The sequence below is a fragment of the Tenacibaculum sp. E3R01 genome (assembly GCF_003318185.1).
Taxonomy (GTDB): Bacteria; Bacteroidota; Bacteroidia; order Flavobacteriales; family Flavobacteriaceae; genus Polaribacter; species Polaribacter halocynthiae.
The window spans coordinates 103809-119270 of sequence record NZ_QOCC01000025.1; the positions used below are offsets into that span (position 1 = coordinate 103809).

Annotated in this window: 16 protein-coding genes; all 16 read left to right on the forward strand. The window is 28.2% G+C overall.

All coding sequences use genetic code 11. From position 1 onward, the window contains the following. Positions 1-4: 4 nt before the first annotated feature. The 16 genes from ribD (at position 5) to DS884_RS13165 (ending at position 15457) form a co-directional block, all read left to right on the forward strand. Positions 5-1045, forward strand: coding sequence for a bifunctional diaminohydroxyphosphoribosylaminopyrimidine deaminase/5-amino-6-(5-phosphoribosylamino)uracil reductase RibD (gene ribD, locus DS884_RS13090; RefSeq protein ID WP_410529730.1), 1041 nt, complete (start codon positions 5-7; stop codon positions 1043-1045). Next, positions 1038-1646 carry an HAD family hydrolase gene (locus DS884_RS13095; protein ID WP_113787046.1) on the forward strand — a complete coding sequence of 203 codons (609 nt, stop codon included), beginning with the start codon at positions 1038-1040 and terminating at the stop codon, positions 1644-1646. Before ribD ends, DS884_RS13095 begins: the two co-directional genes overlap by 8 nt. A gap of 1 nt (position 1647) precedes the next feature. Beyond that, positions 1648-2508 (forward strand): GRP family sugar transporter, encoded by an 861-nt coding sequence (locus DS884_RS13100; protein ID WP_113787047.1) that lies wholly within the window; start codon positions 1648-1650, stop codon positions 2506-2508. Further along, the gene (locus DS884_RS13105; RefSeq protein WP_113787048.1) at positions 2508-3119 is read left to right on the forward strand and encodes an IMPACT family protein; all 612 of its coding nucleotides are present in this window, start codon (positions 2508-2510) and stop codon (positions 3117-3119) included. Before DS884_RS13100 ends, DS884_RS13105 begins: the two co-directional genes overlap by 1 nt. Before the next feature lie 148 nt (positions 3120-3267). Then, a complete protein-coding gene (locus tag DS884_RS13110; RefSeq protein WP_113787049.1) occupies positions 3268-3681 on the forward strand; it encodes a hypothetical protein in 414 nt (137 codons plus the stop codon). Between the two features lie 6 nt (positions 3682-3687). After that, positions 3688-4086, forward strand: a complete 399-nt coding sequence (locus DS884_RS13115; protein WP_093871061.1) for a pYEATS domain-containing protein — start codon at positions 3688-3690, stop codon at positions 4084-4086. Positions 4087-4343: 257 nt separating this feature from the next. Continuing rightward, positions 4344-4577, forward strand: a complete 234-nt coding sequence (locus DS884_RS13120) for a thioredoxin family protein (protein ID WP_093871062.1) — start codon at positions 4344-4346, stop codon at positions 4575-4577. Positions 4578-4754: 177 nt separating this feature from the next. After that, entirely contained in the window at positions 4755-5486 is a 732-nt protein-coding gene (locus tag DS884_RS13125; protein ID WP_113787050.1) for an AAA family ATPase, read from the forward strand. 1 nt (position 5487) lies between these two features. Next, positions 5488-6063, forward strand: coding sequence for a MarR family winged helix-turn-helix transcriptional regulator (locus DS884_RS13130; protein WP_113787051.1), 576 nt, complete (start codon positions 5488-5490; stop codon positions 6061-6063). Positions 6064-6069: 6 nt separating this feature from the next. Beyond that, a complete protein-coding gene (locus tag DS884_RS13135; RefSeq protein ID WP_113787052.1) occupies positions 6070-6801 on the forward strand; it encodes a YggS family pyridoxal phosphate-dependent enzyme in 732 nt (243 codons plus the stop codon). 219 nt (positions 6802-7020) lie between these two features. After that, positions 7021-8793, forward strand: a complete 1773-nt coding sequence (gene rpsA, locus DS884_RS13140) for a 30S ribosomal protein S1 (RefSeq protein WP_093871066.1) — start codon at positions 7021-7023, stop codon at positions 8791-8793. Between the two features lie 345 nt (positions 8794-9138). Continuing rightward, positions 9139-10557: a M43 family zinc metalloprotease gene (locus tag DS884_RS13145; RefSeq protein WP_158530844.1), complete on the forward strand. Its 1419-nt coding sequence runs from the start codon at positions 9139-9141 to the stop codon at positions 10555-10557. Between the two features lie 144 nt (positions 10558-10701). Next, positions 10702-12093 (forward strand): phosphoglucosamine mutase, encoded by a 1392-nt coding sequence (gene glmM, locus DS884_RS13150; protein ID WP_093871068.1) that lies wholly within the window; start codon positions 10702-10704, stop codon positions 12091-12093. A gap of 3 nt (positions 12094-12096) precedes the next feature. Next, positions 12097-12927 (forward strand): hypothetical protein, encoded by an 831-nt coding sequence (locus DS884_RS13155; protein ID WP_410529731.1) that lies wholly within the window; start codon positions 12097-12099, stop codon positions 12925-12927. Between the two features lie 2 nt (positions 12928-12929). Continuing rightward, a complete protein-coding gene (locus tag DS884_RS13160) occupies positions 12930-14396 on the forward strand; it encodes an aminotransferase class V-fold PLP-dependent enzyme (RefSeq protein WP_113787055.1) in 1467 nt (488 codons plus the stop codon). Positions 14397-14404: 8 nt separating this feature from the next. Next, the gene (locus DS884_RS13165) at positions 14405-15457 is read left to right on the forward strand and encodes a M14 family zinc carboxypeptidase (protein WP_093871071.1); all 1053 of its coding nucleotides are present in this window, start codon (positions 14405-14407) and stop codon (positions 15455-15457) included. Positions 15458-15462 lie beyond the last annotated feature (5 nt).

A 15462-nucleotide genomic window follows, 5' to 3' on the forward strand; every position in this document is an offset into this window, starting at 1 on the left:
GTATATGGGCCGCTGTTTACAATTAGCTAAAAAAGGAATTGGAACAGTTAGACCTAACCCTTCAGTAGGAGCAGTTATTGTATTAAATAATAAAATAATAGGAGAGGGGTTTACTTCTCCTTATGGTGGTAATCATGCTGAAGTAAATGCTATTCATTCAGTAAATAATAAAGAGTTATTAAAAAATGCGACAATATATGTAACCTTGGAGCCATGTTCACATTATGGAAAAACGCCACCATGTGCTGATTTAATAATAAAAATGAAAATTCCTAATGTTGTAATTGGTTGTTTAGATACAAATAGTTTAGTTGCGGGAAAAGGTATTGAACGTTTAAAAAAAGAAGGTTGTAGTGTTACGGTAGGGGTGTTAGAAAAAGAATGTTTTGAGCATCATAAACGTTTTTTTACTGTTCAAAATAAAAAACGTCCTTACATTATTTTAAAATGGGCTGAAACACTTGATGGTTTTATAGCACCTTTAACTAAGAGTGAACAAAGACCAATATGGATTTCAAATTCATATTCACAACAGTTAGTGCACAAATGGCGAAGTGAAGAGCATGCTATTTTAGTCGGCACAAATACTGTTATAGCTGATAATCCAAAGTTAAATGTAAGAAGTTGGTCAGGAAATAATCCTGTAAGAATTGTTATTGATAAAAACTTAAGAATTCCATTAGAAACTAATATTTTTGATGGATCTATTAAAACAATAATTATAATTGATTCAAGTACAAATAAAAATGGATCAGTAGATAAAATTAGTGGATTTAAATATCACATAGAGCAAATTGATTTTTCAATAGAAATAGCTCAACAAATTTGTGAAGTATTACATAAACATCAAATACAATCAGTTATTGTTGAAGGTGGAAAACAAACTCTACAAACATTTATTGATGCAAATTTATGGGATGAAGCTAAAATTTTTATTGGTGATAATAAATTTCAAGAAGGAGTAAGAAATCCAAATTTTAAAGGAACATTGATTTCCGAAGAAAAATTAAGTAACGATATATTAAGAACCTATATAAATGATTAAAAATATCATTTTTGATTTTGGTGATGTATTCATCAATTTAGATAAGCAGGCAACATACAAGGAATTAGCAAAGTTAGGAGTAACAGAAGTTTCTGAAGAGATGATGCAAGTATATTACAGATATGAAATGGGGTTAATTACTACCAAAGAGTTTGTTGATTTTTACCATAAAAAATTTAATATAGCTAAAAAGGATTTGATTAATGCTTGGAATGCCATTTTATTAAATTTTCCATTACACAGGTTAGAGTTTTTAAAAGAGCTTGAAAAATCAAGTAAGTATCGTTTATTTTTATTGAGTAATACTAATGAATTGCATATTTCTTGGATTCAAAATGATTTGGGAAATAACTTGTACCAGGAGTTTAAAAATTGTTTTGAGCAATTTTATTTATCGCATGAAATTAATTTACGTAAGCCTAATGAGAATATTTATGAGTTTGTATTAGGAGAAAATAATTTATTAGCCTCAGAAACAATTTTTATTGATGATACAAAAGAAAATACAGATATAGCAAAAAATATGGGAATCCATGTATGGAATATAAATCCAGAAACTGAAGATGTAGTTAATTTATTAAATAGAAAAGAGTTTTTATAGGATGATATATTTAGTGTTAAGCGTTGTGTTTTCAACGTCTTTATTTGTAATATTTAAGTATTTTAATATTTATAAAGTAAATACTTTACAAGCTATTGTTGTAAATTATGTAGTAGCCTTTACTCTAGGTATGTTTTCAGCAAATGCTTTTAGTGAATTAGCAACAATAAATTTGCAACCTTGGTTTTATGGAGCAGTTTCATTAGGCTTGTTGTTTGTTTCAATTTTCTTTGTAATGGCTATGACAGCTCAATATAACGGTGTTTCAGTTGCTTCGATTGCTGGAAAAATGTCAGTAGTTGTGCCTATTGTTTTTGGTATTATTTTATATAATGAAAGCGTAACAGTTTTAAAGGTAATAGGTATATTAGTAGCTTTGATAGCTGTATATTTATCTTCAATTAAAGAAAAAAAATCAACAACAAAAGCAGGTTTGTTATTTCCAGTTTTATTGTTTTTAGGTTCTGGAGTTATAGATACAACTTTAAAATATGTAGAAACTAATTTTGTAACTATTGATGGTGTTGATTTTTTCTCGGGTAGTTTATTTGGTTTTGCTGCTTTTTTTGGAATAGTAATTTTGATAGTAAAGCAATTGATTTCAAGAGAAAAAATAGAAAAGAAAAGTATAATAGCTGGTGTTATATTAGGGATTCCTAATTATTATTCAATTGTTTTTTTAATTAAAGCTTTGCAAAATAAAAACTTTGAAAGCTCAACATTATTTACAGTAAATAATGTAGGAATTGTTATTGCATCTACTTTGGTTGGATTACTGTTATTTAAAGAGAATTTTAGTTTAAAAAATAAAATAGGAGTAGTTTTGGCTATTTTAGGAATTATTCTAGTAACTATAGCTTAATGAGTGAAATAAAAGATACATATAAAACAATAACAAAACCTTCAGAAGAAACCCTGTTTAAAGATAGGAATAGCAAGTTTTTTGGTTATGCATTTCCCGTTTTTAATGAAGATGATGTGAAAAAAGCTTTAGAAGGCTTGAAAAAACAACATCATTCCGCACGTCATTTTTGTTATGCTTGGCAGTTAGGAACCGAAAAAATAAGGTTTAGAGCTAATGATGATGGAGAGCCAAGTAATTCTGCAGGGCAACCTATTTATGGGCAAATTCAGGCTTTTGATGTAACCAATGTTTTAATAGTTTCCGTTCGTTATTTTGGAGGAACTAAATTAGGAGTAGGTGGTTTAATTAATGCGTATAGATCTTCTGCTCAATTAGCTTTAGAAGCTTCAGATATTATTGAGAAAACTATTGATATACATTATAAGTTAACTTTCGGTTACGATATGATGAACAAAGTGCAACGTATTGTAAAAGAACGTAGTATTGAAATTATTAATCAAAAATTAGAGTTAGCATGCGAGTATACAATTTCAGTTCGTAAAAAAGAAGCACAGGTTGTTTTTAATATATTCACTAACTTATTTAAAGTAGAAATTAAAGAATTGTAATTTGAATTTCAATTCATTTTAACTAAATTAGCTATGTGTAAGCTTAATTAATTAAACTAAAAATATAATGGAAAACTTCTTAACTTTTTTAACAGAACATTCCAGTGGCATTATAATACTTATTTTGCTTATGTTTTCTTGTTTAATAATGATAAACTGGCTTGCTAAAATTTTTAATTGGGGTAAGTACAAAAATCCTGAAGTTAATAGTAAAGACTATGGTAATTTAATTTATGTAACAACGCAATTTTTTGCTAATTTAATAAATGATTTTAAGCACTTTTTAGCTTTAGTTATCATAATAATTTTTGCTGGTTTAATAGTATACTCTATGGCAGCTACTCCAGATTTTAATAATAAAATGAAAGCGTTACAACTTGTAATAGCTTCATTAGGAGGTATAGTTGGTACAGTCATAGGATATTATTTTGGAGAATCTGCTGCAAGAACGAATTCATCTAGAATAACAACAACAACAAATGAGGTTACTCAATTAGACACTATTGAAAATAATTCAATAGAAGAAGAAATTCAACAAGCTCCTGAAATTGAAGAAAATTAAGAGGTTATGAATAGTAGAGTAAAAACATATGATATAAAAGTACGTGACTCGATTTTTAGCCCGAATAAAAAAGGGGTAAATAAAGAGTTGATTGCTCATTATAAAAAAAATACTTCTAGAAGTAGTAAAACACTATATAAAGTATATTTATTTATAGAGGGTAAAGATTTGCCTTTTATTAAAAAAGTTAAATATACACTACATAAAACCTTTAGAAACCCAGTTAAAACCATTGAAAGAAAATCTGATAATACAAATTGTTCATTAGTAATTTGGACATGGGGACTTTTTAATATAAAAGTTGAATTAGAAGATATTAATGGTGAAATAATACATATGAATCATTACCTAAATTACGGTAGTGAAGTAAAAACTAAAGGAGTAAATTGGATTTCTACTACTTAATATTTTAATCTACAATTAACTTATTTCACTCAATAAATTGGGTTACAATCTTTAATTTAATAGATTTTAATATATCTATTATTAGAGTTTTTCATTTATATTATATTTCTTTAACATACTTAATTCATTGTTTATCAGTTTTTTGTTTAAAAAACAGGTATTTGTGTTTTGTTAAATTTCTTAAATAATTTTATTTAGTTAGGGATCCTTACTATATTTGTAATAGCAATATTGCTAAAAATTTTAAACACAGAAAAATGAGTAAATCAATTTTTTATCACGCAGGTTGTTCAGTATGTATAAGTGCTGAACATGAAATTGTTAAGTTAATAGGTAAGGACAATATTGAAATTGTAAATATTGGAGAAAACAGGTCTAGAATTGAAGAAGCAGAATTGGTAGGAGTAAAATCTGTACCAGCATTATTAACTCCAACTAATAATGTTTTGCATCTTAATTTTGGTGCTTCTATGGCAGATGTAAAAGGTTAAAATAGTAAAGTTAAGTAGTGAACAACTAATTGTTCACTACTTAACTAATAATAATCTAATCAATTTATTAAATAATTGAATTCAGTGTTAAAATAGGTTATAAGATATAACTAAGAATAAAAACTAGTGATTTTTAATTAGGATTACTAACTTTGTGCTATTAAACATAATAAACTAATGGCTATACTACCTAACTTAATTTTAAAGTCAAGAGATACATCTTTAATTGAATTAAGCAATATTCACTTTAGTAAAAGCAATAAGGATATATTAAGTCAATTACTCAAAGAATTTAAGTATATAAATATTCTAGGTGAATATCAATTACCAGTAGATAATAAAATTCTTTTATATGGGCACACTGGTTGTGGAAAAACCACTACAGCTAAGGCGATAGCTCATAAATTAGATAAGGAAATATTAATTTTGAATTTAGGAGAAATTATTTCTTCGAAGTTAGGTGAAACAGCTAAAAATATTACAAGTGTATTTAAGAAAGCTTCACGAGAAAATTCAGTTCTTTTTTTAGATGAATTTGATTATATAGGCAAAACTCGTGATTACGATACTAAAGATTCTGGAGAAATTAAGCGATTAGTGAATACTCTTATTCAACAAATTGATCAACTACCCAATACTACTTTATTAATAGCTGCAACAAATCATTCAAGTATTATTGATACAGCATTATTAAGACGTTTTCAATTAAGGTTAAAGTTTGAAAAACCAAATAAAAATGAATTAGATAGGTATTATGATTCATTATTATTAAAATTTCCTAAAGAATTTAGAAGCTTTGAGAGAAGTTATTCTATTTCTTATGCAGAAGCTAGAGATATTACTTTTAGAAATGTTAAAAATAAAATTATAGAGGTAGAAGAAGCTAAAGAATTAACAACTGTTTATTAGTATGGAAGCTGGAGTATTAAATAGAAAAATAACCCAAGGTTTAGAACGTATTTCTAAAGCATTTAGAGTATTACTTTGGGAAGAAAGTAAGCTGTATAAAATTAGTCCAATTCAAATACAACTATTGATTTTTTGTGATACACATAAAAAGGAAAACTTAAAGGTAGGTTTTTTGGCTACTGAATTTGATTTAACAAAAGCTACAGTTAGTGATTCAATTAAGGTTTTATTAAAAAAAGAGTTACTTGTTAAGAAGGTAAATTCTAAAGACTCTAGAAGCTTTTTGGTTGAATTAACAGTAAAAGGAAAAGAGATTGTTAAAAAAGCAAGTCTTTTTACAAGTGCTCTAAATGAGTCAATAGATTATTTATCTGAAATAGAAAAGGGAGTTTTCTTAAAGCAATTAATGCAATTAATTTATCAATTAAATCAAAAGAATATAATTTCTACTCAACGCATGTGTTTAACATGTTACCACTATAAAAAAGAAGGGAATAACCATTATTGTAATCTAATTCAAAAAGAATTAAAAAACACTGAATTGGAAATAGATTGTTTAGAGCATAAAGAACTCTAAATTAAAATGAATAATATTTTAAATAATTTAAATGTCATTCACAATAGAATGATAAAAGCATGTAAAAAAGCTAACAGAGCAAAAGAGGAAGTACGTTTATTATTAGCCACAAAAACAGTAGAACCAAACTGTATTAATTTTGCTTTAGAACAAGGAGAAACACTTATTGGAGAGAATAAAGTACAGGAGCTTAAGCAAAAATGTCATTCAGTAAAAGAAAAGAACCCAGAAGTTCATTTTATTGGGCATTTACAAAGTAATAAAATTAAGGAAGTGCTTAAATGGGTAACTTGTATTGAATCTATTGATAGATTATCTGTTGCTGAGAAATTACAAAATAAATTAGCACAAGAAAACAAACAAATAGATATATTCATTCAAGTAAATACTTCTTTTGAAAAAAGTAAGTTTGGGGTTGCCCCGAATGAAACAATTGAGCTAATAAAAAATATAGCTAAATTTAAAAACATTCATATTAAAGGATTAATGACTATAGGTTTGTTAAGTTCAAAATCGAATGAAATAAGAAAGTGTTTTCAACTTTTAAAGAAAATACAAAAGGAGGTTATAGCACTTAATATACCGAATGTAGAGATGAGTGAATTATCAATGGGTATGAGTAAAGATTTAGAAATTGCAATAGAGGAAGGAGCTACAATTATCCGAGTAGGAACAGCAATTTTTGGAGATCGAATTTATCCCGATAGTTATTATTGGAATGAACTTGATAAAAGTTAATTTGTTAAATAATTACTAGAAAAGGTGGTGTATACTCTTTTTTAGGTACTTAAAGTAATATCTATTTAGGTTACTTAAAAAATAATCCGTAAATTTGCACGCCTTTTTACAAGAACAGGATTGAAAAGGTAAGAAAAATATATTTATAAGTTTAATATCTCTTTGCATTAATATTGATAATATCCTGATTAATAAAAAGATACAAAATTATTCTCAGACATGTCTGAAGAAACAAAAACAACAACTGCAGAAGCAGTTAACCCAGCAGAATTTTTAGCAACATTTAATTGGCATAAATACGAAGAAGGTATTGATGAAGTTGATGAGTCTAAATTAAAAGAATTTGAACAAGCTTTAGAAGGAACAGTAGGTTTCGTAAATGAACGTGATGTTATTGAAGGAAAAGTTGTTCGTATTACTGATCGTGATGCAATTATTGATATTAACTCTAAATCTGAAGGAGTTATTTCATTAAATGAATTTCGTTACAATCCTAGTTTAGCTGTTGGAGATACAGTAGAAGTATTAGTTGATAAAAGAGAAGATTCTTCTGGTCAATTAGTATTATCTCATAAAAAAGCACGTGTAATCAAAGCTTGGGATCGTGTTAATAATGCACATGAAACTGGAGAAATCGTTAACGGTTTTGTTAAGTGTAGAACTCGTGGAGGTATGATCGTTGATGTATTTGGTATTGAAGCTTTCTTACCAGGTTCTCAAATTGATGTTAAACCTATCCGTGATTACGATCAATATGTTGAAAAAACTATGGAATTCAAAGTTGTTAAAATCAACCACGAATTTAAGAATGTTGTAGTTTCTCATAAAGCGTTAATCGAAGCTGATTTAGAAGATCAAAAACGTGAAATCATCGGTCAATTAGAAAAAGGACAAGTATTAGAAGGTGTTGTTAAAAACGTTACTTCTTATGGTGTGTTTGTTGACTTAGGTGGTGTTGACGGATTAGTACATATTACTGATTTATCTTGGTCTCGTATCAACCATCCAAATGAGGTTGTTGAGTTAGATCAAAAATTAAACGTTGTAATTTTAGACTTTGATGATAACAAGTCAAGAATTCAATTAGGATTAAAACAATTATCTGCTCACCCATGGGAAGCACTTAACTCTGATTTAAAAGTTGGAGATACTGTAAAAGGTAAAGTAGTTGTTTTAGCTGATTATGGTGCGTTTGTTGAAGTAGAAGATGGTGTTGAAGGTTTAATTCACGTATCTGAAATGTCTTGGTCAACTCACTTACGTTCTGCACAAGATTTCGTAACTGTTGGTGATGAAGTAGAAGCTCAAATCTTAACATTAGACCGCGAAGAGCGTAAAATGTCTTTAGGTATGAAGCAATTACACCCAGATCCTTGGACTGATATTACTACTAAATATCCTGTAGGTTCTAAACATTCAGGTACTGTACGTAACTACACTAACTTTGGTGTGTTTGTAGAGTTAGAAGAAGGTATTGATGGATTAGTTTATATTTCTGATTTATCTTGGACTAAGAAAATTAAGCACCCATCAGATTTCGTAACTGTTGGTGATAAATTAGAAGTTCAAGTGTTAGAATTAGATGTAGAAAACCGTAAATTAAACTTAGGTCATAAACAAACTCAAGATAATCCTTGGGATGGTCATGAAGCTACGTATTCAATCGGATCTACTCATGAAGGAACTATCAAAGATAAAAACGATAAAGGAGCTACTGTAGCTTTTGCTGATGGAGTTGAAGCATTTGCACCTTCTCGTTATTTAGATAAAGAAGATGGTGGTAAATTAGCTAAAGGTGATACTGTTCAATTTCAAGTAATTGAATTCAGTAAAGAATACCGTAGAATAGTTGTTTCTCATACTTCTATCTTTAGAGCTGAAGAGCAAAAGAATGTTAAAGCAGCTGCTAAAAAAGCGCAAGAAACTGAAAAAACTACTTTAGGTGATATCGGTGGATTAGCTGAATTAAAGAAAAAAATGGAAGGAAAATAAATTTCCTAAAAACCATAAATTTTTAAAAGCCGTTACATCATGTAACGGCTTTTTTTATTCCTTGTATTTAAAAGTTACTTTTCATAAGTGTTGTTTTTTTTAAAAAAAAGTGTTAAATTTATAAGGTCCTGTGAATCAATTGATAATTTGATTCATCAATAATTATAGTGAATGTACTAGTGTACTATAATTATTTTTCAAGTAATTCTTATTTGGCATTTTAGCTCCAAACAACTACTACCAAATTACTACTACAAATATTTCTACTACTAGCATTGTCAGATATAGAAAGGTGTTTTTATACCCCCCTTAAAACGAACCTAATTCTAAAAAATGTTATTACTAATGAGAAAAACTAGAAATTTATGTATTGTATTATTATTGTTGTTATTTAGTATTAAAAGTTCAGCACAAAAAGATATGTTGAACAAATTGTATAAAAAAACTTTAAAATTAAGTGAAGTAGAAAATTATATGGAGCTTAATGACATTCCTCCTGCCCAATGTGTCGATTCTAAACAAGTATTAAATAATGATTTGGATGAAAGTGGTAATATTAGGTATAGTAACCGACGACCTTCATATGAAATAAAGGTTTTTAATGTGTTTTTTCATGTTGTTAATGAAAATAATGGAAACCGTGCTGTGCCAATAAGTGAAAATGATTTAATTGAGGCTGTAGCAATTTTGAATAAAACATTTAATCAGTTTAAAATTTTCTTTAAATATAAAGGGCATGATCAAATTAATAGCACATGGAGGTCTGTATTATATATTGGAGGAAACAGAACATTTAGTCAGTTAGTAGAATACTCAAAAAGTATAGGTAAATATCAAAATAACAGTTTTAATGTATATATCGTTTCTACGATACGTTATAGTCAATACGATTCTAGAAAAATAGCTGGTTTATCAAATAAACCAGGAATAAACAGTGTGATAGATGATGAATATTTATTAACATCTACTTTACCTCATGAAATTGGTCATAATTTCTCATTAGAACATACATATAGAAATTGGAATAATTCGAATTGTAATTTGGTAGCTCAAAATGATTATATAGACGATACATTACCTTCAATGGCTTATGAGAATTCAGAAATTGATTCAGATTGTACAACATATATAGGTGATAAAGATAAAAATAAATGCGGAATTGATTTTACTCAAGTACCAGCAACTAATTTTATGAGTTCAAATGTTTTGCCCTGTAGGTCTTTAGAAAATGCAAGCTTTACTTCTGGTCAAGGCAAGCGAATGATGTTAACAATTCAGAATAAATGGAATACAATATATAAAAAAGTTGAAAATTCAATTGAAAGTTTATATGAACCTTATCAGGGAAGTTATGTTCAAGGAATATATCAAGATCCAAATAATGTTACTGGAAAAGAGATGAAATTTCAAAAAGGTTTTGACTATCAATTTGTAGACTGTAAGAAAACTACTTTTGTTAAAAAAAGTTATTCTAAAAATGACGTTCCAAAGGAGCATCCATACTTTACAGCAATAAAGATTCTTCAGGTTTCAAGTTCTGAAGCTCGTAAATGCAATATCCCCAGACCATCAGTATATCAAGGAGGAACTGTAATTAGTTTTGGAAATATAATAGATAATAATTATGAGGTTAAAAAATTGGATAGTGAAGAAATTCAAAACCCTAAATTAGTAGAAACATTGCCTTTTGGATATAGTATTATAAATAAAGAATTGAAAAACGGAGATAAATATCAAAAAACTATATATAAAGCAAGAAACTAATTTTTCTTAATTGATACCATTAAGTATAGATTTAACGGATCTTTTATATCTGTATAGTGTAACAATTGTTACATTTAAAGATGCCTATATGTAAGCTTTAATTTCTGAAATACCGTTATATTTGTTATCAAATTAAATAACAATATGACTTTAATTAAATCTATTTCAGGTATTAGAGGTACTATAGGGGGAGCTATAGGTGATAATTTAACGCCTATTGATGCAGTAAAATTTGCTGCAGCTTACGGTACATTTATAAAGAAACAGAATCAAGAAAAAGAAAAAATAAAAATAGTAATAGGAAGAGATGCCCGTATTTCTGGTAAGATGATTACTAGTTTAGTTGCAAATACTTTAGTAGGCTTAGGAATAGATGTATTGGATTTAGGTTTATCTACCACGCCAACTGTTGAAATAGCAGTTCCTATTGAAAAAGCAGATGGAGGTATAATTTTAACAGCATCACATAATCCTAAACAATGGAATGCTTTAAAATTATTAAATGAAAAAGGTGAATTTATAGATGGAGCAGATGGAGCAGAAGTTTTAGCTTTAGCTGAAAGCAATAATTTGCAATTTGCTGAAGTAGATGATTTAGGTAACTATAAGAAGAAAAAGAACTATATAAAAAAACATATTAAGGAAGTTTTAAAACTTGACTTAGTTGATAAAAAAGCAATTAAAAAAGCTAAATTTAAAGCTGTAGTTGATGGAGTAAATTCAACAGGAGGTATAGCTATTCCAATGCTTTTAAAAGAACTAGGAGTTAAATGTATAGAACTATATTGTGAGCCTAATGGACATTTTCCTCACAACCCTGAGCCTTTAAAAGAAAACTTAACAGATATATCTAAATTAGTTGTAAAAAAGAAAGCAGATTTAGGAATTGTAGTTGATCCTGATGTTGATCGATTAGCATTAATATCTGAAGATGGTTCAATGTTTGGTGAAGAATATACTTTAGTGGCTTGTGCTGACTATGTATTAGGAAAAAACAAAGGGGGTAATACAGTTTCAAACCTGTCTTCTTCTAGAGCTTTAAGAGATGTCACTGAGAAACACGGAGGAACTTACACCGCTAGTGCAGTAGGTGAGGTAAATGTAGTAAAGAAAATGAAAGAAACTAATACTGTTATTGGTGGAGAAGGGAATGGTGGTATTATTTATCCAGATTCACATTATGGACGTGATTCTTTAGTTGGTGTAGCTTTATTTTTATCTCATTTAGCTAATAAAAAAGTATCGTGTAAAGAGCTAAGAGATAGCTATCCTAGTTATTTTATGAGTAAAAATAAAATACAATTAACTCCAAAAATTAATGTAGATGATATTTTAACAAAAATGGCTTCTAAATATAAAGATGAAGAGGTTAACACAATAGATGGAGTTAAAATAGATTTTGCAGAGGAATGGGTACACTTAAGAAAATCTAATACAGAACCTATTATTCGTATTTATACAGAAGCTATATCTCAAGCGAAAGCTGATGCATTAGCTGAAAGATTTATTAAAGAAATAGAAGAAATAATAGCGTAAGTTTTGAATACTAAATATTTAGCAATAGCATTGTTCCTTTTTACCTTATCTATGAATGCACAAGATAATAAGGTTAAAAAGGTAACTAATAAAGGAAAGTTTTTTGTTTATTGGGGGTGGAATTGGGCAAGTTATTCTGATTCGGATATACATTTTAAAGGAAATAATTATGATTTTACCTTAAAAAATGTAAAAGCTACAGATAGACCAACAAAATTTTCTTTTAGAGATTATTTTAATCCGGGAAGGGTAACAATACCTCAAACTAATTTTAGAATAGGATATTTTTTTAAAGAAAACTATACTATTTCAATTGGAGTAGATCATATGAAATATGTAATGGTACCAGATCAAAACGTGAAAATTGATGGTACTATTAATGTTGGTAATCCAAAGTATGATGGAGTTTATAATAATTCTGATATAAATTTAGCTAGTGATTTTTTACGATTTGAACATACAGATGGTTTAAATTACGTAAATGTTCAGTTATATAGATTCGATGATATAAGTAAGTGGTTTGGGTTAGAACTTGAAAATCTTCAAATTAATTTAACAGAAGGTGTTGGTGTTGGTGTTCTTGTTCCTAGAACAAATACAACATTATTAAATAATGAAAGGCATGATGATTTTCATTTTTCTGGATATGGAGCGTCAGTAGGAGGTGGGTTAAATATTACATTTTTAAAACACTTTTTTATACAAGCTGATATCAAAGGAGGATATATTTATATGCCAAATATAAGAACAACTGTAAATGCTTCTGATACTGCATCACAAGGGTTTTACTTTTTTCAAAACAATATTTTAATAGGAGGTAAATTTAGAATTTAGTTATGAGTTTAGAACTGTACTTTGAAGAATTTAAAAATAATATAGTTGGTATAAACCAAACATTTAAAACACCTTATGGTGAAAAAAAACTTATTTATACAGATTGGACAGCGAGCGGAAGATTGTATAGGCCAATTGAAGAGAAATTATTAAATGAGTTTGGACCTTTTGTAGCTAATACACATACTGAAACATCTACTTCTGGTGCTGCTATGACTTTAGCATACACTAAAGCTAGAAATATAATTAAAGATCATGTAAATGCTAATAAAGATGATGTTTTAATAACTGAAGGTTCTGGAATGACTGGGGTAGTTAATAAATTTCAGCGTATTCTTGGTTTAAAAGTTTCTGAAAATTTAAAAGAGTATACTCAAATACCTGATGAGAAACGTCCAATAGTTTTTGTGAGTCATATGGAACATCATTCTAATCAAACATCTTGGTATGAAACAATAGCGGATGTAGAAGTTGTACCTTGTGATGATGCTGGATTAGTATGTTTAGAAAAGTTTGAAGAAGTAGTAAAAAAATATAACGATAGACCTATAAAAATAGCATCAGTTATTGCTGGATCTAATGTTACTGGGATTAAAACTGATTATCATAAAATTGCAGCATTAATTCATAAATATAATGGATTGTGTTTTGTAGATTTTGCATGTTCTGCACCATATGTAGATATTAATATGCATCCAGATAATGAAAATGAACATTTAGATGCAATTTTCTTTTCGCCACATAAGTTTTTAGGAGGTCCAGGAAGTTCAGGTGTATTGTTGTTTAATAAAAAACTTTATAAAAATACGATTCCTGATAACCCAGGAGGAGGTACGGTAACATATACTAATCCTTGGGGAGAACACGATTATATTGATGATGTTGAAACGAGAGAAGATGGTGGTACACCTGCTTTTTTACAAACAATACGTATTGCTTTATCAATACAATTAAAGAATAAAATGGGAACGGAGAGCATGAAAAAAAGAGAGGATGAAATAAATCCTGTTATTTTTGATTGCTTAGAAAGTATAGGTGGAGTAAGAATTTTAGCGCCACAACATAAAGATAGATTAAGTATTTTCTCTTTTTATTTTGAAAAATATCATTTTAATTTAGTCGTTAAATTATTAAATGATCATTTTGGAATTCAAACAAGAGGTGGGTGTTCATGTGCTGGTACTTATGGACATTTTTTATTAAATGTAGACCAAAATACTTCTCATAAAATTAAAGATAAAATTTTAGAAGGCTGTAGTACAGATAAACCAGGTTGGGTTCGATTATCAATACATCCAACAATTACTAATGAAGAAGTAAATTATATTTGTGATTCATTAAAGTTATTAGCTAAAAATATTGAGGAATGGTCAAAAGATTATCATTATAGTTTAGCTAAAAATGATTATGTACATAATTCAGTTGAATCAATAGAAAAACAATTAGTTTCTGAATGGTTTGCTATTTAATTTAAGAAATGGAAATATTAGACATTGATTCTTTAGAAAAAGAATATCTCATTATAAAAGAAGATAGACTTAAAGGTAGGTGGATCACTTTTAAAGATATTGAAAGTTTATATTCAAAATTACCTAATTATATTGAATCAAAAATTATAGGTACTTCAGAAAAAGGCACTCCTATTTATAAACTTAAATTAGGAAGAGGAAAGAAAAAAGTTTTCATGTGGAGTCAAATGCACGGAAATGAAAGTACTGGAACAAAAGCGGTTTTTGATTTTTTAAACTTTATAAATGAAAATTCTTCAAAAAGCATAATTAAAACTATTTTAAGTAATATTGAAATTCATATTATTCCAATGCTAAATCCTGATGGAGCTCATGCTTATACAAGAGTTAATGCAAATAATATTGATTTAAATAGAGATGCTGTTGATTTAATAGCTAAAGAAAGCAAGCTTTTAAGGTCTGTTTTAGAAGAAATTAATCCAGAATTCTGTTTTAATTTGCATGATCAAAGAACAATTTTTGGCGTTGAGGGTACTTCAAATCCAGCAACAATTTCGTTTTTAGCCCCTTCAGAAGAAGAATCTAGGCAAATTACTAAGGGTAGAGCAGAAACGATGAATGTGATTATAGCAATGAATAAGTTATTGCAGCAAATCATACCGAATCATGTTGGAAGATATACAGACGAGTTTTATCCAACAGCAACTGGAGATAACTTTCAAAAATTAGGACATAATACTATTTTGATTGAAGCTGGGCATTATCCTAATGATTATGACAGAGAAGAAGTAAGAAAGTTCAATTTTTATGCTTTAATTCAAGGTTTTTTTCATATTTCAACAAATACTGAGTTCAGTAATTATGAAGAATATTTTTCTATTCCTAACAATATCAAGAACTTCTATGATGTTATTTATAGATCAAAAAATAATGAAAAAGATATAGCATATCAGTACGCTGAGAAGATAGAAAGTAATAAATTTGTGCTTACTTTAATTAAGGAGAAAGAAGGAGATTTAAAATCATATTTGTCCCATCAAGAATTTAACATAAATGATTGATCTTT